Origin of the sequence: Nocardia kruczakiae NBRC 101016, assembly GCF_001612965.1 — a bacterium.
GTDB lineage: Bacteria > Actinomycetota > Actinomycetes > Mycobacteriales > Mycobacteriaceae > Nocardia > Nocardia kruczakiae.
In genome coordinates, this window is record NZ_BDBL01000020.1 from 79,243 (window position 1) to 100,132 (window position 20,890).

Annotated in this window: 20 protein-coding genes; 7 read left to right on the forward strand and 13 right to left on the reverse strand. The window is 67.4% G+C overall.

Going from position 1 to position 20,890, the window contains the following annotated elements; all coding sequences use genetic code 11:
* Window positions 1-356: 356 nt before the first annotated feature.
* Window positions 357-899 (reverse strand): hypothetical protein, encoded by a 543-nt coding sequence (locus NK1_RS15870; protein WP_063009388.1) that lies wholly within the window; start codon window positions 897-899, stop codon window positions 357-359.
* A 602-nt stretch (window positions 900-1,501) separates the two neighbouring features.
* Here NK1_RS15870 and NK1_RS15875 point away from each other — a divergent pair.
* Window positions 1,502-1,819 carry a helix-turn-helix domain-containing protein gene (locus tag NK1_RS15875; protein ID WP_063009390.1) on the forward strand — a complete coding sequence of 106 codons (318 nt, stop codon included), beginning with the start codon at window positions 1,502-1,504 and terminating at the stop codon, window positions 1,817-1,819.
* A gap of 376 nt (window positions 1,820-2,195) precedes the next feature.
* On the opposite strand, the gene NK1_RS15880 is transcribed toward NK1_RS15875, so the two are convergent.
* On the reverse strand, window positions 2,196-2,531 hold the full coding sequence (locus tag NK1_RS15880; RefSeq protein WP_063009392.1) for a cupin domain-containing protein: 336 nt from the start codon (window positions 2,529-2,531) through the stop codon (window positions 2,196-2,198).
* Window positions 2,532-2,602: 71 nt separating this feature from the next.
* Between NK1_RS15880 and NK1_RS15885 the strand changes: the two genes are divergently transcribed.
* Window positions 2,603-3,553, forward strand: coding sequence for a GlxA family transcriptional regulator (locus NK1_RS15885; protein WP_063009394.1), 951 nt, complete (start codon window positions 2,603-2,605; stop codon window positions 3,551-3,553).
* A gap of 251 nt (window positions 3,554-3,804) precedes the next feature.
* Here NK1_RS15885 and NK1_RS15890 read toward each other — a convergent pair whose 3' ends face one another.
* The 6 genes from NK1_RS15890 to NK1_RS15910 form a co-directional block, all read right to left on the reverse strand.
* A complete protein-coding gene (locus NK1_RS15890) occupies window positions 3,805-5,058 on the reverse strand; it encodes a cytochrome P450 family protein (protein ID WP_063009396.1) in 1,254 nt (417 codons plus the stop codon).
* A gap of 13 nt (window positions 5,059-5,071) precedes the next feature.
* A complete protein-coding gene (locus tag NK1_RS15895) occupies window positions 5,072-6,325 on the reverse strand; it encodes a cytochrome P450 family protein (protein WP_063009398.1) in 1,254 nt (417 codons plus the stop codon).
* A gap of 172 nt (window positions 6,326-6,497) precedes the next feature.
* Window positions 6,498-7,232, reverse strand: a complete 735-nt coding sequence (locus NK1_RS15900; protein WP_063009400.1) for a MerR family transcriptional regulator — start codon at window positions 7,230-7,232, stop codon at window positions 6,498-6,500.
* 28 nt (window positions 7,233-7,260) lie between these two features.
* Complete coding sequence (locus tag NK1_RS15905; protein ID WP_218023124.1) at window positions 7,261-8,682, reverse strand: serine hydrolase domain-containing protein; 1,422 nt, start codon at window positions 8,680-8,682, stop codon at window positions 7,261-7,263.
* A 67-nt stretch (window positions 8,683-8,749) separates the two neighbouring features.
* Window positions 8,750-8,929, reverse strand: a complete 180-nt coding sequence (locus NK1_RS35390; RefSeq protein ID WP_218023125.1) for an NADAR family protein — start codon at window positions 8,927-8,929, stop codon at window positions 8,750-8,752.
* A complete protein-coding gene (locus NK1_RS15910; protein ID WP_063009404.1) occupies window positions 8,910-9,101 on the reverse strand; it encodes a hypothetical protein in 192 nt (63 codons plus the stop codon). Before NK1_RS15910 ends, NK1_RS35390 begins: the two co-directional genes overlap by 20 nt.
* A 753-nt stretch (window positions 9,102-9,854) precedes the next feature.
* On the opposite strand from NK1_RS15910, the gene NK1_RS15915 reads away from it, so the two are divergent.
* A complete protein-coding gene (locus tag NK1_RS15915; protein WP_157104292.1) occupies window positions 9,855-10,304 on the forward strand; it encodes a hypothetical protein in 450 nt (149 codons plus the stop codon).
* 449 nt (window positions 10,305-10,753) lie between these two features.
* On the opposite strand, the gene NK1_RS15920 is transcribed toward NK1_RS15915, so the two are convergent.
* A complete protein-coding gene (locus NK1_RS15920; protein ID WP_063009408.1) occupies window positions 10,754-11,554 on the reverse strand; it encodes a nuclear transport factor 2 family protein in 801 nt (266 codons plus the stop codon).
* 100 nt (window positions 11,555-11,654) lie between these two features.
* On the opposite strand from NK1_RS15920, the gene NK1_RS15925 reads away from it, so the two are divergent.
* Window positions 11,655-12,521: a class I SAM-dependent methyltransferase gene (locus tag NK1_RS15925; RefSeq protein ID WP_245660556.1), complete on the forward strand. Its 867-nt coding sequence runs from the start codon at window positions 11,655-11,657 to the stop codon at window positions 12,519-12,521.
* 127 nt (window positions 12,522-12,648) lie between these two features.
* A complete protein-coding gene (locus NK1_RS15930) occupies window positions 12,649-13,596 on the forward strand; it encodes an NADP-dependent oxidoreductase (protein WP_063009410.1) in 948 nt (315 codons plus the stop codon).
* 8 nt (window positions 13,597-13,604) lie between these two features.
* Here the strand turns inward: NK1_RS15930 and NK1_RS15935 are convergent, their stop codons facing one another.
* The 3 genes from NK1_RS15935 to NK1_RS15945 all read right to left on the reverse strand — a co-directional run bounded on the left by NK1_RS15935 (window position 13,605) and on the right by NK1_RS15945 (window position 16,968).
* Window positions 13,605-14,909, reverse strand: coding sequence for an NtaA/DmoA family FMN-dependent monooxygenase (locus NK1_RS15935; protein ID WP_063009412.1), 1,305 nt, complete (start codon window positions 14,907-14,909; stop codon window positions 13,605-13,607).
* Window positions 14,910-15,034: 125 nt separating this feature from the next.
* Window positions 15,035-15,373 (reverse strand): 4Fe-4S dicluster domain-containing protein, encoded by a 339-nt coding sequence (locus NK1_RS15940; protein ID WP_063009458.1) that lies wholly within the window; start codon window positions 15,371-15,373, stop codon window positions 15,035-15,037.
* Entirely contained in the window at window positions 15,373-16,968 is a 1,596-nt protein-coding gene (locus NK1_RS15945; protein ID WP_063009414.1) for an FAD-dependent oxidoreductase, read from the reverse strand. The genes NK1_RS15940 and NK1_RS15945 overlap by 1 nt, the downstream gene beginning before the upstream one ends.
* Window positions 16,969-17,212: 244 nt before the next feature.
* Here NK1_RS15945 and NK1_RS15950 point away from each other — a divergent pair, with 244 nt between their 5' ends.
* Window positions 17,213-18,541 carry an LLM class flavin-dependent oxidoreductase gene (locus NK1_RS15950; RefSeq protein WP_063009416.1) on the forward strand — a complete coding sequence of 443 codons (1,329 nt, stop codon included), beginning with the start codon at window positions 17,213-17,215 and terminating at the stop codon, window positions 18,539-18,541.
* Between the two features lie 28 nt (window positions 18,542-18,569).
* Here NK1_RS15950 and NK1_RS15955 read toward each other — a convergent pair whose 3' ends face one another.
* Window positions 18,570-19,946 carry a lipase family protein gene (locus tag NK1_RS15955; protein WP_245660557.1) on the reverse strand — a complete coding sequence of 459 codons (1,377 nt, stop codon included), beginning with the start codon at window positions 19,944-19,946 and terminating at the stop codon, window positions 18,570-18,572.
* A 452-nt stretch (window positions 19,947-20,398) separates the two neighbouring features.
* Between NK1_RS15955 and NK1_RS15965 the strand changes: the two genes are divergently transcribed.
* A partial coding sequence (locus NK1_RS15965; RefSeq protein WP_245660558.1) for an MFS transporter occupies window positions 20,399-20,890 on the forward strand: 492 nt, incomplete at its 3' end.

Genomic DNA, 20,890 nt, shown 5'->3' on the forward strand with positions numbered 1-20,890 from the left:
CCAACAAGCGCGGCAGGGGATTCGCCGTCAGCCGACAGCGTCACCTCGTGCTTGGTGAGAATAGGGGCTGCGGCAGCCCTCCAGCTAGCGTTTTCGTAAAACGGACAGGCATCCTGTGAGCAGAAGGCGCGAACCCTGCGGCGGCCCTATTCGGGTGCGCACGACGGCGAACGATGTGGGCTGAATTTTTCGTGCAAACCTCGGCCGATGAGTGAGTTTTCCGCGTAATCAAGGCGAGTTTGCACGAATAATTCACCCACAGCGACGGGTCAGTCCGAGTCATCGCGAACCTGACCGGGTCCTGACCGACGCTGCTGCCGCATCGAGAGCTTCGCGCGCCCTCTGATCGCGTCGAATCAGTCCACCTCGTCCAGTGCCGACAGCGCTGCGCTCGCCGCGAGCCCGGCCAGGCAGCCGGGGAAACAATCACGGTGGATCTCCCACAATCGGCGAGCGCAATCTCGTTCGAGGTGAGTGGGCTCCCAGGTGCAGTCGTTCAACGGTGGTGGTTCCACGGCATACGGTTCCGTCGTTCCGGCGAGCCACAACCGGGGCGGTGCGACGGTGGCCAGATCGAAGTCGGCACTCACACGTTCGGGCCGATCGTCGACGTGGGCCAGGTCGTAGACGAGGACGGCCGACGCGTCCATCCCCGCCGCGATCGCGAGGATGTCGCCGATTGGATCGCGGGCACCCGCCGGCGGGGGCAGTGTGCAGAGCCAGCGAAACCCGAGATGGTGAGCAAGACATTGGATTTCGATATCGTGCCGAGCTGTGTCGGACCCCGATATCTCGGTGCGTAACAATCCGACAGCCTTGCTGCGCGCCACCGACATCACCGCCAGCGCACCGGCAACATCCCGCAAGGCCTTCGCTTCCCCGGTAGGAATCCAGCCCAAGCCCTGTTCCTTCGCGATGGATTTCCGAACAGGGGCTCGCCTGACACGGCCAGGAAGACGGTGCCGAGGGTCCTCCATCGGAGCGGCTTCCGCGCCGTGATCAGGCGAGGATGCGACGACAGGTTCTTCGGATCGGTTCCACTTCGGATGCAGTTCACGCGCCTGAGCCAGGGCCGTACCGGGCGCGAACCGCCGGATCTGTTCCGGAGTTGCGCCGGTGTCGAATACGGCCGATATCTCGATGCGGCCCCGTGGGTCCCGGGTCGATCGCCATACCGCACGCAACCCCTCGGCCTCGGTGATACGCTCACCAACTGCCGCGTGATCCTCTCCGCGTATGCGCGCCAACGGGTTTGCCTGCCCAGGCCGTTCCACTCGATCTGCTGTCATCACTGGCGATGCCTTGGTTCGATGGGAGGGGCCGAAGGCTGTTCAGCACGCCCCGCCCCAGATGCAGTCCCAGCACAGCGAATTCGTCGTGAACGGACAAGCAAGTGTGGATAATCCGCTGGGATTCATCAGAAGTCCAAGCTCGTCGTCCCAGAACCCCGCGGCGTCCATCCACAACCCCGGACCACCGCATCCAAAGGAGGCAGCTCGCCATGGTGGATATCAGTTCGACGCTCCCCCGCCGTCAGCTCGGCCGGTATCTACGGGAGCTCCGTCAGGGATCCGGCCTGACGATCGCGGAGCTCGCGCGCCGCATCGAACGCGGTGCCACCACGGTCCAGCGGCTCGAGACCGGCACCGCCGACCGGATCCGGCTGTGGGACGTCGACGCGATCTGCCAAGTCTGCGGCACGGTCGGTGTGCGCGACTCGAAGAACCCGACAGGGCCCGCGCTCGCCTTCGCTCCGGCGGACTGGGATGCCTTCAACGCAGCCGTAAAGCACGGCGGCCTCATCGCTCCGACCGCATAGCGGCCCCGCCGCGCATAGTCGCGATCATGTCGACCGGCTAGGAATTGCCATGCGTTTCGTAGGCCACGAGCCTGCGAAACGCGTTCTGGCACATATTGATAGAACCAAGCAGAGCCGGCGGATGAGCATCGAAACCGACGTGTTCCTCCGGCCCGGCCATGACGGTGCTGCACCGCCAACTACATCCTGGCCGGCGCCTGGTCCGCCACCGCCGTGGGTGCGGTGACCATCGATCACCCGTTCCCGATCAGTATCCCCTGCTCCGACCCAGAACTCCGAGTCGTGTGACGGCCTCGGGGCGTAAGCACCATCCAGGCTGGCCGACCCCAACCGCAGCGGCGACAGACCGCCAGGATTCGGCTCCTGAGTTGCCTGACTACCCCTCGGGATAGAAGAGGAAGAGCGTGCACCCCGTCTCACTTGCCGGAACGTGCCAGCTTCCCGCCGGGGCATGGATGAAGGTGCCGGCCGGATAGTCCCGGGCGCCGTCGTTGAAGGTGCCGGTCAGGACGTAGACCTCCTCGGGCCCGGGTTCGTGCACGTCGCGGCGGGGCCAGGAGGTGCCGGGGTCCATCTCCAGGACGTGGGCGTGGGCGCCGTTGTCGCCCTTCCACAGTTGGCGTAGGCGGATGCCGGGGAAGAGTTCGCGGCTCGGAGCGTCGGCGACGGTGGTCCAGGTGTAGCCGGGCTGGGTGAGGATTTCGGGGTTCATATCTGTCACGGTGCCGGATGCGGCGATACCCGGACAGTGTCTGAGATGACGTTGAGGGGTACATTCTTGCCATGCATCGTGTGGTGGCGTTGGTGCGGCCGGTGCAGTCGACGTTCGAACTCGGTTGCGCTGTCGAGGTTTTCGGTACACAGCGGGACGGCGTGCCGCAGTACTATGAGTTCGAGGTGTGCACGGAGGCGCCGGGGGCGGTGCCTACGACCGCGGGTTATGCGATATCGGTGACGCGGGGGTTGGCGGCGCTGGACTCCGCGGACACCGTGATCATTCCGGGGTGGCTGCCGGTGGAGACGCCGCTGTCGGGACCCGTGCGGCAGGCGCTGGTCCGGGCGCACGACCGCGGGGCGCGGCTGGTCACCATCTGTTCCGGGGTGTTCGCGTTGGCGCGGACCGGGCTGTTGGACGGGCGTTCGGCCACGACCCATTGGGCTCGGGCAGGGCAATTGGCGCGGGAGTTTCCGCAGGTTCGGGTGGAGCCGGATCGGCTGTATGTCGACCACGGCGATGTGGCCACGAGTGCGGGAGCGGGTGCGGGAATCGACCTGTGCCTGCACCTGGTTCGCACGGATCACGGGGCCGCGCATGCCGCACTCATCGCGCGGCACATGGTCATGCCACCGCATCGGGACGGCGGTCAGGTTCAGTACGCGCCGCCGTCGCCGGTCGAGGACGGATTCGACGGTCTGTTGAAGTGGGCCGAGGCGCGGCTCGAGACATCGTTGTCGGTGGCCGATATGGCCGCGCAGCTCAACGTCTCGCCGCGTACGCTGGCGCGCCGGTTCGCCGACCAGGTAGGCACCAGTCCGGGTGGGTGGCTGCTGGAGCGTCGGGTGGCGCGGGCGCGAGTTCTGTTGGAGGACACGGACTTACCGGTCGACGCCATCGCGGTCCGGGTGGGGCTGGGCTCGGCGGTCAATCTGCGTCGCCGCTTCCGCGACCAGGTCGGCACCACGCCGGGCGCGTATCGGCGCGCGTTCCGCACACCGGCCGTAGGAAAAACGTAGATATCGCCGCCGAGAAGGACGCACGCGGGTTCCACCCGTGGGGTGATGCCGTCGGAGGATCGGGTGTCGAGCTCACCGTAGGTCAGGTGATCACACGCCGTGCGCGCATCGGCGAGTCTTTGGGCCAGCGGGTCCGCATGGGTCGCTCACCGGCCGGCGCGGCCGCGATGATCGCCACAACCCACCTGCGCGTCGGCTCGCATAAAAGATGGCCCCGTCCCGCATGGGTCGAGGCCATCCTTCGGCTCCGATCAGAATTCGCGCGCCGTCCGGTAGACCGGAATTTCGCGATGCCCATTGGTGACAATGCTCGGAATCGGCTTCAGCTCCGCAGCATCCACCGCGAGTTCCAATTCGGGAAAGCGCGAGAACAATGCAGGAAGCGCTATCGCCGCCTCCAACCGCGCCAGCGGCGCCCCCAGACAATGATGCACCCCGTACCCGAACGCGAGGTGTTCCTTCGACCGCCGCCCGGCATCGAACACATCGGCATTGTCGCCGTGCACTTTTCGATCCCGGCCCGCACCCGCCAAGGACGCGATGATCACGTCACCCCGGTTGATCCGCACACCCGGAAAATCGGAATTTCCGGCGATGTCGATGTCCTCCACCGCGAAACGCATCGGCATATGCGCCAGCGGGGCGTTCCATCGAAGTCCTTCTTCGATCACCTCGGACCACGGCGTTTGTTCCGCGATGGCCGCCTTCCGTTGTTCGGGATGAGTAAGGAGACCAATGATGCTGTGGTCCAACAGATTCGCGGTGGTCTCATGCCCGGCCGTGATGATCAGCAGCAGCGTATCGCGCAACTCCTGCTCGTCGAGCCGCGACCCGTCCGCGTCGTCGTGGGCGTTCATCAGCACGGTCGTGAGGTCGTCGCCGGGATTGTCCCGCTTGTACTGCAGAAGCTGGTCCATGAGGACGAACAGCGCGCCGAAATGCGCACCTACTTCGGCGGGATCGAGACTGGTGTCGAGAATGCCGTCCGCGTGGATGCGCAGTTGCTCATCCATCCCGGCCGGAACTCCCATCAGCTCACCGATGACGCGAATCGGCAACTCGGTGGCGAAACCCGCACGCAGATCGACGGTTTCGCCATCGGGAACAGCGGACAACTCGTCGAGCAATTCGGTGACGAACGCGTCGATCCGCGGCCGGAGCGCCTGCGTGCGTTTGTTCGTGAACGCCGGCGCGACGAGTTTGCGCAGCCGTTGATGCTGCTCGCCGTAGGTGGTGAGCATATTTCTCGCCGCCACCCACGGAAACATCACCCAGTCGGGCCCGATCTCGCCGTCGATGAACCGCGGCCAGTGCTGGTGAGCGTCCTTGGAAACGCGCGGATCGGTGAGCAGCTGCCGGAGCACGGCGGCGTCGGTGACCGACCAGGCCGGCACACCGCCGGGAAGCACCACCTCGGTCACCGGGCCGCGAGCGCGAATGCGGGCCAGCTCGCCCTGGATGTCGGCGGCACTGGGATCCAGCACCAGCGGCTGCGTATCTGTCATCGGAGACCCTCCATCAGGTGAGACGCATCGGCGGGCATGCGGGAAACACCACCGGCAGGGCTGCCAAGGCGCGGTGAAACTGCCCGGTCCTCCAAGTTAGTTGCTGCGCAGGAACTTCCGGGCGAATATCCGGAAGCGCATCGAGCAGCAGATCGATGGCCTGCCGCGCGATCGTCTGCGCGAGCGGCTGCGCCGGGCACGAGTGCGGGCCGACTCCCCACGCCAGATGAGACCGGTTTCCCCGCCGGTCGCCGCCGACGATGTGCGGGTCGGTGTTGCATGCCGCCAAGCTGACGACCACCGGCTGATCGGCCGGCAACCACACGTCGCCGATGAGTTGCGGCTGTCTCGGATACGTCATGCAGAAATTGGCCAGCGGCGGATCCGCGAACAGGACCTCGTCGATGGCATCGCGGGTATCCATGGCACCGCTGAGCACGTTGCCGCCGTACTCTTCGTCGGCCATCAACAGCAGCAAGGTATTCAGGATCAGATTGCAGGTCGGCTCCGTGCCCGCCGAGAACAGCAACGCGGCCTGGTTCACCATCTCCATCGGGTCCAGGCCCTCCGGGTGGGTCAGCAGTCGCGAGGTGAGATCGTCACCGGGGCGCTCGCGCTTCTGCTCGACCACCCCGAGCAGCGCCTCGATGAACCGCTGCTGACCTTCTTCGGCGCCGACCCCGTCCAGCATCGCGGCCATCCCCTGGTAGGCCGCCGATGCGGCGTCGTCGGGGAAGCCCATCAGCTCGCTGAGAACCCGAAAGGTCAGTGGGAAGGCGTAATCCATCCGGAGATCGGCGGTGCCGCGCTCGCAGAAGGAGTTGACGAGAGCGTCGGCGGCGCGTGCGACCGCGCCGTGGACCTTGTGCAGATTGACGGTGTCCAGCGCGTCGGTGATCGTGCGCCGGTAACGGGCGTGTTCCGCGCCCGCGGTGCGCAGGGCGTTCTGCCGATAGCCGAGCATCGGCGTCACCGGGCAGTCCGGCGGAGCGTTCTTCTCCCACCGGCGCGGATCGGCGGGAAAACGAGCCTCGTCGTTCAGAATCTGCAGTGCCGCTTGATATCCGATCACCAGAGTGGCCGGCACCCCGGGTGCCAGCTCGATCGGTACCAGCGGCCCACGCCGGCGCATGGATTCGTAGGCGCCGTGCGGGTCCGCCGCGAAGTCGGAGGAATCGAGCCGGAACTGTGGTTCCGCGGAGCGCGCCGGAGAACCATGGCCGGACGCCCGGCCGCTGTGGTGCACCGCGTTTGCGTCGTTCAGCATGCGTCCCCCGCGCGAGATGTTGCGTGTCCTGTCCGATGTCCTGCGAGATTGCCTGCCATTCGTTGTATGGGCACGGCGGACACCCTAGCGGAAACCGTTGTACTTCAATGTTTTTGACAAAACAGCCAGCGCGGTAGCTTGTTGCGTGCGGGTAGCTGCTCGGCGGCGAGCGTTACCGCTCCTCGCTGGGCTCCCGCATCAGCTCGGCGAGCCGGTCCCACGCCGGAGACGACGCGCCGGGCTGCGACTGGACCGCCAGGCGGGCGATGGTCGCATCGTGATCCGGCACGTCGCTCGATCCATTATCCCTGCGCCCGAACCACTCTCGCGTCCGCGCCGCCAACTCTGGTAGCCGCGGATCCTTCGGGGAGCAATCGTAGACGGCGTCGTAGTCGAGATAGATGGCGCGGAATTCGGGATCGGTGAGCAGTTCGCGCTTTTCGGCGATCCACGCGGCGGCCGCTGCGGGTGAGGCGGTCTGCATGAGGATCCAACCGTCCCGTTCCAGCTGAATCTGCCGCTCGCTGACGCCGAGTTCGCGCAGTTCGTCGAGATGATCGGCGACGTCGGCGGAGACGTAGAGGCGGTCTCCGCCGCGCAGCTGCATGAGTTGTTCCCGGGTGCGCCGCAACTGCTCGATACGTTGTTCGAGGTCGTGGTCGATCTCGGTGAGGGCCGCCGCGAGGGCGCGGGAGTCGGCGTCGAGCAGATCCTTGACACGGGCCAGCGGCACCCCGGCGTGGGCCAGTGTCCTGATCTTGACCAGGTCGATCGCGTGCTGCGCGGTGTAGCGACGATAGCCCGAGGCGTCGCGGTCGGGTTCGGCGAGCAGACCGCGCTGGTGATAGTGGCGCACGGCCTTGACGGTCACGCCCGCATAGTCCGCGAGCTGTCCGATCGTGAGCATAGGGACATCCTTCCGCGCGCCGGGGCGGTCAGGAACGCCGGGTCAGGCGGCCGCCGGCATTGCGGAAACGGGCACGGCCGTCGCGAATGTCGTGATACGAGACCAGCAGCAACCGCAGATACCCGTCGAAGATTTCCGGCGGATAGCCCACGGGCGCGAACAGACCGGGCCGGACCGGAACATAGCGTTGCGGCGGTGCCGACGTCCCGCCCCCGGCGAATGCGGTGAAGATGCGTTCCTGCGTCGCGTCGTCGGGTTCGTAGGTCACGCGCTCCTCGAGCTGCCCGTCGACGATGTCGACATCGACGCGGAGCTGGCCCGACCGGTAGGTGCCGGCGTACGGGGTGAGGTCGAACTCCGCATCGAATTCATCGATGAGCGCGGGGATTTCGATGCCCAGATGTTCGATCAGCAGCCACCGCAGCAGCCGGTCGTGCAGCACGATCGCTCCGGAGGTGTTGCCGAAGGCGGTGAAGACCAGGTCGTGTTCGGGGACCACACACAGAATGGACACCCCGCCCGGTGAGGCGCCCGACATCGCCAGCACCGTGGTGTCGCCGAACGGATACCGCACCCAGCCGAGCCCCATCGGGGGAACGTTCGGAGTGCGCATATCGTGGGCGACTCGTTGCATCGTCGCCGTCGATTCCGCGGACAGGATCCGAACGCCGGTGGGCGCGACGCCAGCGGCGAGGTGGGTGCGTCCGAACGCCAGCAGGTCGGCGACCGTGCCGATCGGGGTGCCGCCGGCCGGTCCCCAGGTGTCGGGGAGCATGAACATGCCGGTCGGCTCGACGCTCCCGGTGACGGGATCGATGAAGTGGCCGACCGCCGTGCTGCGCAGAATCGCTTGTCGCGCAGAGGCACTCGACGTCGTCATGCCGACCGGGTCGAACAACTCCCGCTGCAGCAGGTCCGGGTAGGGCGTTCCGGTGACCACCTCGAGCAGGCGGCCCGCCACGATCATGCCGCCGTTGGAGTAGCTGAGCTGCTCGCCGGGTGCGAACAGGGCGCCGCACTGCGCGAGGCCCTCGAGGTAGTGTTGCAGCGCGTCGCGGCCCTCGGCATCGGGGAAGAACAGGTCCGCGTCGATACCGTTGGTGTGTGAGATCAGGTGCCGGACCAGTATTTCGTCCGCGGCGCCCGGTTCCGCGAGCGCGAATTCGGGCAGGTAGTCCACCACCGGCGCATCGAGTTTCAGCAGTCCGCGTTCGACCTGTTGCAGTACGAGCGTGGTGGTGAGCACCTTGGTGACGGAACCGAAGAGGAACCCGGTGTCCTCGCGCATCGGGGCGCCGGTGGCGAGGTTCGCGGTGCCGTGCGAGACGAGAATCTGTTCGCCCGCGTGAAAGACACCGGCGACGTAGCCGGGGAGCTTGTCGGATTCGCAGAAGGCGACCACCTGCGAGCGGACGCGGTCGGCGATGGTGTGCAGTGCGTTGTCGTTCATGCGGGCCATCGTCGAACCTTGCCCCTGGGTCAAGGTCAAGCCCGACGCTGGATTTTTTCGCTCGGCCTTACTGCCGCACAGCGTCGCGGGCGTCCATCAGGGCGAAGCCCAGCAGGTTGAGTCTCTTCCACTGCGCCGGATCCTCGGCGCGCGGATCGTCGACGGCCAGGCCGATGCCCGCGGAACGGCAGGCGATCCACACGAATTTCCCTGCGAGCAGGGCGGTTTCACGGCATGTGGTAGACACATCCGCCCATTCCGAGGTAGTCCCGGAATTCACAGATCAGATTGCTCAGGGCATTCGCCGAGCCCGAGGCCGAACCCGTGCCGGTCGTGTCCGCGGAGGCCGACGGTGCGGCCGCGAGCGGCAGCGCCAGGGCGGCAGTGGTCAATGCGGCGGCGGCGAATCGCTTGCTCATGGGACTTCTCCGTATCGATGAGTGTCAGGGCCGACTGCGGCCCTGGAGACACTTCGAAGCGTAAGAAGCCCTGGGAGAGCCAGACAGCCCCGAGTTTCCAGGTCTGGTGACCTTCCAGGTCTGGTGACCTTGGTGATTCGGGTCGCAGAGCGTACGGCCGGGCGCATGCACTACATCGACTCATGAGAAGGCGCCCGAGCGCCGAATACTCGAGCAGAATTTTCTCGTCGAGCGCGTGCTGCTCTCGGAATTGAGGCGCACACTCACCGCGGCGGAAGCCGAGCATTATCGCGCGGTACAACCCACCGCGGCGACGCGTTGCGGACTTGCGGTGATGCCCAGAGAAATTCGCGCTGTGACGCCACTGCTGGAGCGGCTTTCCCGAGAACAGGCTTTACCGGCGCGCCGTCCGACACTCCGCGCGGCGAACCGAACAATACGGAAGACCTGCACGGCTGTCGGTCGAACAGCTTATTGTGGACGCCGTCCAGCCCCGCGAAAATCGGTAGCCGTTCTGCGGCAAGTCGGCCGACCACTCGAACCTGATGAGACCGTGACGGTTTCGGAAAGCGTGCGATGAACAGGCGTGCAGTTCTTTCACCGTTCGTCACGATGTCGATCTGCTTGCTGACGATGGGCGTTGTCGGCTGCGGTGGTTCGGCCGGTGAGACGGTCGGCGACAACGAGGCGGTCTCCGACGTGCGGAGTGTCGGGACAGCCTCGCCCGCAGGAACATCGGCCACGCTGTCGAATATGGCGATGCCCGGCGTGGCGGTGGCCGATGCCCGGTCGTACTTCGCCACCTCCGGCGGGATCGATGGTTACTACTTCACCACTCCGGCCGGGCGATGGCATTGCGCGATCGTCATCAGCGGTGACCCACATATGGCCGGATGCCAGCCCGCGACGAACACCGGCGCGGGAATCGGCGTGAAAGGCGCTCCGACGGTGGAGAGCCACCACTCCCACAAACAGGTCCCGCCCGACACGATCATGATCGAGCGGGGCAGCGACCCCCGCTTCGCGGTACTGGGGCAAGCGGTGTTCCGGCAGACGCCGGACGGGGCAAAAGTGTTGCCTTACAACACATCCCTGTCGGCCGATGGCTTCACCTGTACCGCCCGAGACTCCGGCGTGTCGTGCCGAGACGATGCCTCCGGAAAGGGGTTCACCTTCTCCACCGAAGGCTTTGCGATGAACTGAGCCAGCACGCACACCACCAGCCGGAAGGCGAGAACAGCCGGCCCGACGATCAGCAGGGCCACTCGGAGGACGACGACCGCCGCGGCCACCGCCAGCGAGCCCAAACCCAGCCCGTCCGGAGAGCCGTAACCGTGCCGGACCGAGAGCGCCGTCATCACCGTGTGCAGGGCGAGGTACAGCGCGAGCAGGATCAAGGGAATGCGCAGCGGCCGAAGGGCTGCGAGCACCTGGGTCGTGTCGGGACGTTTCATCGGGCGAGCTCCGGACCGGACGTGAGGAAGGCCAGCACGAGGGCATTGCCGATCACGCCGCCGGTCGCGAAACGCAGACGCTCTCCGCTACGCACCGGTACGCCGAGGAGATCGGTAGTGCCGCAATCGAGCCGCCACTCCGCCCCCGCGAGCGCCTCAACAGCAGTTCATCGGCGAACACGACCTCGGCAAACCGGTTCAGTCCTCGGCGACGAAGCCGCGCAGTGCGACCACCCGCCGGCCGTCGACCTCCAGTTCCGCGATACCTCGTTCGGTCGGGGTGCGCACACTGACGGTTACGAATCGGCCAGCAGCGATCGTCTTGCCGACCTCGAGTCCGCGCACCCGCTTGACGAATTCGGCATGGCCCACATCGGAACCGGCCGGCCATTCCACCACCGCGCCTGGGCTGAGTACCGCGCGCACACCGGCGACGTCACCGCGACCGGCCGCTTCCAGCAATCCGGTGGCGGCGCGTTTGCCTGCCGCGCCGACCCGGAGGAAACCGCGGCTGAAACCCACAGCGCCACCGATGCCTTGGTTTCCGAGCAGCTGCGGCGCGAGTTTCGTGGCCGCGGCGAGCCCGCGCCCGCCGGCGGCGAGCAGTTGACCGACCATCACCGGCAGCTCCCAGTGCGCGTAGAGGCGGGCGATCTTCCATTCGCCGCCGACGCGTATCAGGTCGTAGCGCAGGTGCATCGGCACGTGCAGGGTCACACCGGTGGACATGGTGGTGTCGAGGACGAGGTCGCGGAAGACCGTGGTACCGCGTACGACGTCGTGGTCGACATGAAAGACGATGTCGTTGGGGCCGATGAAGGTGTCGTAGAAGCGTTCGATCGCCGCTCGGCCGATGTGCGGGCGCGAGCCGACCGGATCCTCGACCCGGCCGTCGGGTGCGAACAGATCCACCCAGGCCGCACGATCGTGCACCGCGACCGCCTGCGGGGATCGTTCCACCGTGGCGAGCAGTTCCGCCGCCGACGCGTTCGCGGACATCGTTCCTCCAGACTCTCGGCTGCCCACAATCTATAACGCGTTCCAGTTTCATACCGGGTAACCAGCGAACCCACGGCAAGTGCGCGTGACGGATCTCGCGATGATCAGGCCGCGACCCGGGCGTACGGTGACCGGTATGCAGGTCGGGCAACCCAGCAGAACCGCGATGGCCACCGCACAGGCGCGGGCCTATCACCAACTCGCCGATGAACCGCGGATCTTCACCGATCCGCTGGCGGTGCGGATCGTCGGCGAACAAGCGGCTCGCGACAACCCCTTCGACAAGGGGGTGGATCCGGAACTGGCCCGGCGGCGCCGGCTGTTCCTCGCCACCCGCAGTCGCTTCGCCGACGACACCGTCGCGGAGGCGGTCGCCGGTGGAACCCGCCAGGTGGTCGTGCTCGGCGCGGGGATGGATACCGCCGCCTACCGCAATCCCCACCCGGATGTGCGGTTCTTCGAAGTCGACCACCCCGACACGCAGGCGTGGAAGCGAAATCGGTTGTCCGAAGCGGGAATCGATGTTCCCCACTCGATGACCTTCACCCCGGTGGACTTCCACCGCGACAACCTCGCCGACGCGCTGGCACAGGCGGGACTGGATCGTGCCCGCAGCGCGGTCTTCGTCTGGCTCGGCGTGGTGGTCTATCTCGAGCACGACGCCATCGCCGAGACGCTGCGCTATATCGCGGGCCAGGGCGGCGGTGCGGACCTGGTGTTCGATTACTCCTACCCACCCGACGCGGGTCAGCAGGCTCGCGGGAAACGCGTTGCGGCCGTGGGCGAACCGTGGGTGAGCTTCTTCACCGAAGAGCAGATGCGGAGCGAACTCGAGTCGGCCGGATTCACCGACATCGAGGACCACTCGGGGATCGCGCTGGTGCGATCCTATGCCGACCTCCCCGCCGGCGGACCGGCGCTTCCGGGCCCGCATCTCGTTCGCGCGAGAACGGCTGTGAACGGCTGAGTCGACCGACGGCTCGCGAAAGCAGCTGCGGTACTGCACGCATCGCTGTCTTCGCACCCCTCGGAACAAATCTCCGGTAGAAGGCGGTTGGCCCGGGAGATAGCAGAATGCGAACTCGGGAGGTGCGATGCTGGCGATCGGATTCGAGGAGCCGGGTGGTCCGGAGGTACTGAAACCCGTCGAGGTGCCCGAACCGCACGCCGGTCCCGGCGAGGTGCGGATCCGGGTGGCGGCCGCGGCCGTGAACCCCTCCGACACCGTGACCCGGTCCGGCATGGCGCACGATCGCTACCGGGAGGTGACACCGCCGTACGTCCCCGGCTGGGACGTCGCGGGCATCGTCGACGAGGCCGGCCCCGAGACCGGCTGGCACAGTGGCGATCGGGTCGTCGCGATCACGCTACCGGTACTCGAAGGGGGCGGTGCCTATGCGGAGAAGATCGTGGTACCCGCGGGACAGGTGGCCCGCCTGCCCGAGAGAAGCGACTTCGTCTCCGCCGCAACGCTTCCGATGAACGGCCTCACCGCCTGGTTCGCCCTGGACGTGCTCGACCCGCGCGCGGGGCGCACCATCGCGGTGACAGGTGCGGCCGGCGCCGTCGGCGGTTACGTGATCCAGCTGGCGAAGACGCGCGGCTACACCGTGATCGCCGACGCGAAACCGGCCGATGAGCAGTTGGTCCGCGATTTCGGCGCCGATGTCGTCGTGCCGCGCGGCGAAGACCTGGCCTCCCGCATCCGCGCCCACGCTCCCGACGGCGTGGACGCGCTGATCGACACCGCGCTCCAAGGCGATGCGGTGCTGCCGGCCGTGCGCGACGGCGGTGCGTTCGTCATCCTGCGGCCCGCGGCCCTGGGCGGCGGAGCCACTCCGGAGCGCGGCATTTCGGTCCACCTCGTGATGGTCGCCGACCATCTGGACGAACCACATGCGCTGAGCGAATTGAGCCGCCTCGCCTCCGAAGGCGCACTCACCCTGCGTGTGGCCCGGACCTTTCCCGCCGATCACGCAGCCCGAGCGCATGAGCTGCTCGAAGCCGGCGGTGTCCGGGGCCGGATCGTCCTCGAATTCTGAAGAGCGCGTCAGGCGTTTCGCGGCGGCAACGGAGGAAGTTCGAGGTTGTCGCGCAACGTCTCGCCCACGTAGTCGGAGCCGACGATGCCGCGGCGGCGAAGTTCGGGGAGCAGGCCCTCGAGCAGGAAGTCGCGGTTGCGCGGGTCGTCGAGGCCGCCGAGGCCGATCACGTCCAGGACGCCGGCGTCGTAGCGTTCCTGAATCGCGTCGGCGAGTTGTTCGGGAGTGCCGGCGGCGGCCCAATGGCCGGTGTCCTTGGCGGCGATGATCAACTCACGCAACGTTTTTCCGGATCGAGCCAGGGCGGTGAAGATTTCCACGCGGCCGCGGCGCCGGTTCACCGCGTGCACATCGGGCAGCAGCGAGTCCGGGATCGGCCGGTCCAGCGGCAACTCGGACAGGTCGATCTCGCCGCCCAGCATATCGGCCAGCGCGTGGCGGCCCGCCTCGAAATCGGTGGCCTCGGCCCGTTCACGAACCAGCCGCCGCGCTTCCTCTTCGGTGGCGCCGTAGGTGGTGTGCAGCGAGCTGAAGATGTACGGCAGTCCGTCGGCGCGGCCCACATCCGCTGCGCGCGTGCGGATTTTCTTCGTGTAGGTGAGCGCGTCGTCGAGCGTCGCCAGTGAGGTGAAGACCACCTCGGCGAACCGGGCGCCCAATTCCACGCCGCCCTCGGATTGCCCCGCCTGGAACTGCACCGGGCGTCGCTGCGGCAGCGGCGGAATGTTCAAGGGGCCGCGCACGGTGAAATAGCGTCCGGAATAGTCGATCGGGCGTACCAGCTCGGCGTCCAAAACCGCGCCGCCGTGGCCGTCCGCAGTGAGCGCGCCCGGCTGCCAACTGTCGAACAGCGCGTTCGCGACTTCGAGGACTTCGGTCGCGCGGGCGTAGCGTTCCTCCGGGCTGGGCAGGTCCCCGGCGCCGTAATTCTCCTCGCCCAGAGAGGAGGTCACCGCATTCCACGCGGCGCGCCCGTTGCTGATGTGGTCGAGCGTCCCGAACAGTCGCGCCAGGTTGTAGGGATGGTGGAAAGTCGTTGTGACCGTGGCGATCAGGCCCACATGCCGGGTCACCGCGCTGAGGGCCGACAGGAAGATCAGCGGCTCCTGAGCCCCGATGGCGCCCTGCGCGCCGAAACTCAGCAGATCCGCCGCGAACAAGGCGTCGAAGCGGTGTTCCTCGGCGAGTTTCGCGACACCCAGGGCGTCGTCGAGCGTCGAGCGCCGCGGATCGATGGCGGCATCGTAGATTTTCGGCGAACCACTGACTCCGGTGACGATCTTCAGCGGCCGGCGTCGCGCACTGCTACCCATCCCCCGACGGTATCGATAGCCGCCCTCGTCGCCACCGGTTGCATTCAGCCGGATCATTTCGGCCGAATCGGGAATTACGTTGCGAGCCTGTCTGTTTCGCCTTGCCGCGCGTGAGTTGTTCGTGCTCACGCTCCCGAGGGCCGCGGCGCCGGGCCGGGTGGAAGTTCCGGCCCCACCGCCGTCAGGCTTCCTGGCCGGCGCCCCTTACCCCAGCCGATTTTGCGCCGATACGCGCCGATGTGCTCACGCGGGACCTCCTGTTGCGGCGGCAGCGGCGTGGATTGCGGATCCACATACAGCGCATCGGTGGGGCAGTACGCCTCACACATGAAGCAGGTCTGGCAATCGGATTGCCGTGCGATGACCGGGATTCCGTCGCCACCACGATCGAAGACGTTCGTCGGGCAGACATCGACACATTTGTCGCACGCGATGCAGGCCGGAGCGTGAACCAGTTCGATCATCAGGCCACCGCCGCGACCGCGGGAGTATCGGCCGACCGCAGCGCCGCCGCCACCGTCCACACCTCGTCGAGCCCGCCGCTGAGGATGTGGTGGTGCTGTGCGGGATCCAGCTCCGGATGGTCGGCCCGTTTGCTCATACCGCGAGATTCCGTGCGCGCCAATGCCGATCGGTACATCAGCCGGCCGACCGCGGTGATCGCGGCGGCCTCACGTGCCCGCACGCGGTCGGCGCCGGTGGCCCGCAGCCCCGCGGCCGCCTCCGTCCACACCGCGTCCAGGGCGGCCAACGCCGCACGGACCCGGTCGCCGTGGCGCAGATAATTCTTCTCCACCGGTAGCAGTTCGGCGCGTGCCGCGGCGAGCACCTCGTCCGCGCCGATGCGCCCGGACCCGGTGGGCCGCAACCCCGTTCGCCCGCCCCGTGTCAAACCGTCCGGACGGCCACCGCGACGCGCGAATCGCGCCGCACCCCGTCCCGCCCAGCTGCCCGACGACATCGCCCATGCCGCATTGTGGCTGCCGCCGCCGGTGAATCCGCCGCAGATGCGTTCGCGGGTGGCCGCGTCGCCCGCGGCGTACAAGCCGCTCACCGAGGTCGCGCACTCGTCGCTGACCACCTCGATCCCGCCGGTGCCGCGCACCGTGCCCTCGGCCAGCAGATCCACCTCGAAGCGCTGGGTGAACGGGTCGATGCCGCGGCGATCGAATTGCAGGAAGAAGTTCGGCTGTCCGCGTCGCATCTGCTCCTGCGTGGTTCGGTCCGCCCGATCCAGTTGCGCGAACACCCTCTCCTGCAACAGGGTCCGCGCGATGACCGACCGTCCCTGCACCGATCCGGCGCCCTCGAGAATGCTCCCGTCCTCGTGGAAGAAGGTGGCGTAGCGGTAATAGGCGGTCTTGGTGACGGTCGAACCCTTCGCGGCGATGCCGTAGGCGTTGGAGAATTCCATCCCGGAAAAGCGTGCGCCCACCTCGGCGGCCATGAGTGTGCCGTCACCGGTGTCGACGTTGGTGCCGAGCGCGCGTGACAGGAAGGCGCAGCCGCCGGTGGCCAGCACCACCGCACCGGCGCGCACGCGGTAGTCGCGGTGCTCGTGCAGCAGGTAGCCGGCCGCGCCGCGGACCGTGCCGTCCCGATCGACCAGCAGTTCCAGGGCCGGGGCGTGGTCGACGATCCGCACGCCGAGCCGCTGCACCCACGCCCGCATGCGGCGCATGTATTCCGGGCCTTGGACGCCGGTGCGAATCGGATTGCCGGTGCGCGGGTCTACCGGGAACGGGTAGCGGCCCTCCTCGGCCAGCCGGTGCATATTCGCGTAGGTCTGGTCGAGCACTCGGTCCATCCAGTGGTGGTCGGCGAGGAAGCCGCCCAGCTCCTCGCGACTGGCCTTGGCCGCCGCGCGCGCCGCCGGATCCGGCGCCACGTACCAGACGCCGGTCCCCGCGGGCGCGGTCGCGCCGCTGGTGCCGCAGTATCCCTTGTCGACCAGCACCACCTCGGCCCCGGCCTCACGGGCGTGGATCGCGGCCCAACAGGCGGCCGGTCCACCGCCGATCACCAGCACATCGGCATCGATCTGCCATGCCTCGCTCATCGCCGTACTCCTTCGAAAACGGGGCCGAAACCGTCGCCGGACAGATGCCCGACAGAAATACTCGCCCGCACCCCGGCGGCGGAGAATCCTTACGATCAGCAGGATTCTGTGGTGAAGTAGCCAGGTCGGCGCAATTCGAATCACGCCCCGCACAAACCGTTTACGCGACCGCACCCGTTTGGTTGACTGCCGTCGCCCGGTCCGCAGACCGGGTTCATCGCGACTATCGGACGGGTGTGCTCGTATGAGTGAACGGCAATTGCATCTGAACGCCTTCATCTATCCCGCGGGCCACCACGAGGCCGCGTGGCGGCATCCCGACAGCAGGCCCGACCGGATCTACGACGTGACCTATTACCAGGAGATCGGCCGCACCGCCGAGGCCGCCACGCTCGATGCGGTGTTCTTCGCCGACGGCCCCGCGCTGCGCACCGATGTGCGCTACAACGCCGCGCCCGGCCTGGAACCGATCACGCTGCTGACCGCGATCGCCTCGGCCACCACGCATCTGGGCCTGATCGCGACCGCGTCCACGACCTATTACGAGCCCTACAATCTGGCCCGGCTGTTCTCCTCGCTCGATCACATTTCGGGCGGGCGCGCCGGATGGAATATCGTCACCACCGGAACCGACCTCGCCGCGGCCAATTTCGGCCTGGACCGTCACCCCGATCACACCGAACGTTATGCGCGCGCACGCGAATTCGTCGACGCGGTCGTCGGATTGTGGAACAGCTGGGACGACGACGCGGTGCTCCTCGATCGTGCCGCCGGCATCTACGCCGATCCCGACAAGATCCATCGCATCGATTTCCGCGGCGAATATCTGCGCGTGCGCGGACCGTTCAACGCCGCACGCACTCCGCAGGGCCATCCCGTACTGGTGCAGGCCGGCGCCTCCAACGACGGACGGGCCTTCGCGGCACGCTACGCCGAGGCCATCTTCACCGCCCATCAGCGACTCGAGGACGCCCAGACGTTCTACGCCGACATCAAGCGCCGGGCCCGGGAGTTCGGTCGCGACCCCGAACATGTGAAAATCCTGCCGGGTATCAGCCCGTTCATCGCCGATACCGAGGCGCGGGCGAAACAACTGCAACGCGAATTCAACGAACTGACCGTGCCCGAATACGGTCTCGGCCAGCTGGAAAGCCTCGCCGGGGAATCGCTGCGGAATCTGGCGCTCGACGAACCGGTGCCCGCGGAATTGTTCGCCGACGCCGGTGATGTCACCGACAATGCGGCCAGCCGCCGGCAGGTGATCGCGGGCATCGTCACCCGCGAGCAGCCCACACTGCGCGGACTGCTGCACCGGCTCGCGGGTGCGCGCGGGCACCGGGTCTTCGCGGGGACGCCCGAACAGGTCGCCGACACCATCGAGGACTGGTTCCGCCACGGCGCCGCCGACGGATTCAACGTCATGCCGCCCTACTATCCGGGCGGACTCGAGGTGTTCACCAGCACGGTGGTGCCGATTCTGCGCAGCCGCGGGCTGTTTCGCACCGAATACACCGGCACCACGCTGCGCGACCACTTCGGATTGCCGCGCCCCGGGTCGGCTGCGGCGAACTGAAACCGAAATCTCTCCGCCGCACCGTGTTTCAGCGGGCGGGACATTCATTCGGCGCGGGCACACCGCGCAGTCGCTGATCGAGCCAGTCGATCGCGCCCGGGAAACCGGCCATCAGGGTGATCGAATGTTCTCCCAGGACGCTGCGGAAGACGGCGGGAACGCCACGAGCGCACTGCGTGCGGAACAGATCGGTCGACTCGACCTCGGGAATCCAGATGTCGAGCAGGCCGTGGTAGATGTACAGCGGCGCGGCGGATTTCCGGTCCCGCAGATCGGTGGCGGCGAACAGCGCGCGGGCCGCCTCGGTGTCGAGCGGATGGGCGGTGTCGGTCGCCAGCTCGATCGGCACGCCGGTCACGCCCAGCGGCCCGTTGCTGTCGCCGCAGGTGTCCTTCACCGGGGAGGTGGCCAGCCACTCCCCCAGATGGTTGAGCTGATCCAGCAGTTCCGGGTGTTCGCGGGCGAAGGCCAGCGCGACGACCATCAGGATTCCCGACGCGATATTGCCGTTGAAATGACGGGCCACCTCGCCGTAGTCGGTGGCCAGACCACCCACCGACACCCCGACGATCGACCCCGCCAGTTCCGGCGCGTACTCGCCGAGCAGCATATCCGCCGCATAGGCCGCGATCGCACCGCCGGAATAGCCGCCGATCGCGAACTTGCTGTCTCCCAACGTCTTCGGTTCGACCGTGCGCACCGCGCGCATCGCGTCGAGGATCACATGCCCGGCGACATGTGGTTCGGCATAGGCCATCCACGGGCCCTCGTGGTCGGGAACGAGAACTCCGTAGCCGCGCGAGAGGCCCCACCACGTCGTGGGCGGGAAGAGGTCACCCGCGCTGAATTTGGGATGCAATCCGTGCGCCAGGGCATAACCGGGGGTGCAGCGCAGGCCGAGCGAATTGATCGGGATGGCGTTCACCAGCACGGGGCGCTGTCCGGGACCGGTCCAGTTCGCGGCGGGAATCAACAGGGTCGCCGTGCCGAACGAGGGCGCACCGGTCGCGCCCGTGGAACGGAATTTCAGCTGCAGCGCGCGGGCGATCGGCACCACGGCCAGCGGCGCGGCCGTGGCGGTCACATCCCGGACCTCGATCGGGTCACCGGGGCGCATCGCCTCGAGTCCGGCCGGCCACTGATCGAACAGCGGATCGCCGGCCGGCGGCGACAACACCGACCGCCACAGCGCGGCGAGCTCGGGCGGCAGTTGGGCGTTGGGCGGCGGGGGCGCGGGCGGCAGATTCGGCGCCGGGATCGTGCGATCGATCCACTGCTGCCATTCGGTCGAATCCGTGGGAGCAGGGCCGTCGTCCGCACGACCGAGCGGTGGGCGAACCGTCATCGACACCAGCAGGGCACAGGCCGCGAGCACGACGATCAGCAGCGTCCGGGCTCGTTTCACAGCAACCTCCACAACAGATCGACCAACCCCGTGCCGGGGCGGTAGTGACTGGAGCCGAGATCGGGTTCGAAGGACCCGCCGGGAACAACGATATCCCCAGCTGACGGCACCTGCGCGCAACTCACCGCCATCCCGCCGACCGGATCGCCCGCGAGGATGCCGACCGCGAGAACGGCCGTTGGGAGGAACCGCCGGCACGGTTTGGATGCCACAACGAAAACCACTGCGCCCCTTTGTGAATGACTGCCCCGACGCAGCCACACCCTACGGTCGGCGCGGGCGGCGCGGAGCCGATCGGACCACGGTCGTGCACAACTCACGAAGCCGGAGCGTCGATATCGGTGCCCGGCACAACGGGTGGACAGGTGAAACGGGCAATTTTCATCAAATGTGCATGATGCACCTAATATGTATGATGCAAACTTCGGCTCGTGATATTCGAGGAGTAGGGCGTGGAGAAAGCACATACCGCCGGGCGTTCCGGCGCGATACTGGCGGTGCTGGCATTCGCCGGCATCGTCGTCTCGCTGACGCAGACGGTGGTCGTGCCGTTACTCGGCCAGCTGCCGCAAATCCTGCACACCAGCCCGGCCAACGCCACCTGGGTGGTCACCGTGAGCCTGCTGGCCTCCGCGGTCACCACACCGGTGTCCGGACGATTGGGCGACCTCTACGGCAAACGCCTCGTGCTGCTCGGCTCGACGGTGCCACTGCTGGCCGGGTCGGTGATCTGCGCGGTGTCCTCCTCGCTGTGGCCGATGATCGTCGGGCGCGGCCTGCAGGGTATGAGCGCCGGCATCGTGCCCGTCGGCATCGCCGCACTGCGCGATCTGCTGCCGCGCGAACGCCTCGGATCGGGTATCGCGCTGATCAGCTCCTCGCTCGGCATCGGCGGCGCGCTGGGCCTGCCGATGGCGGCCGCGGTCATCCAGTACTCCGACTGG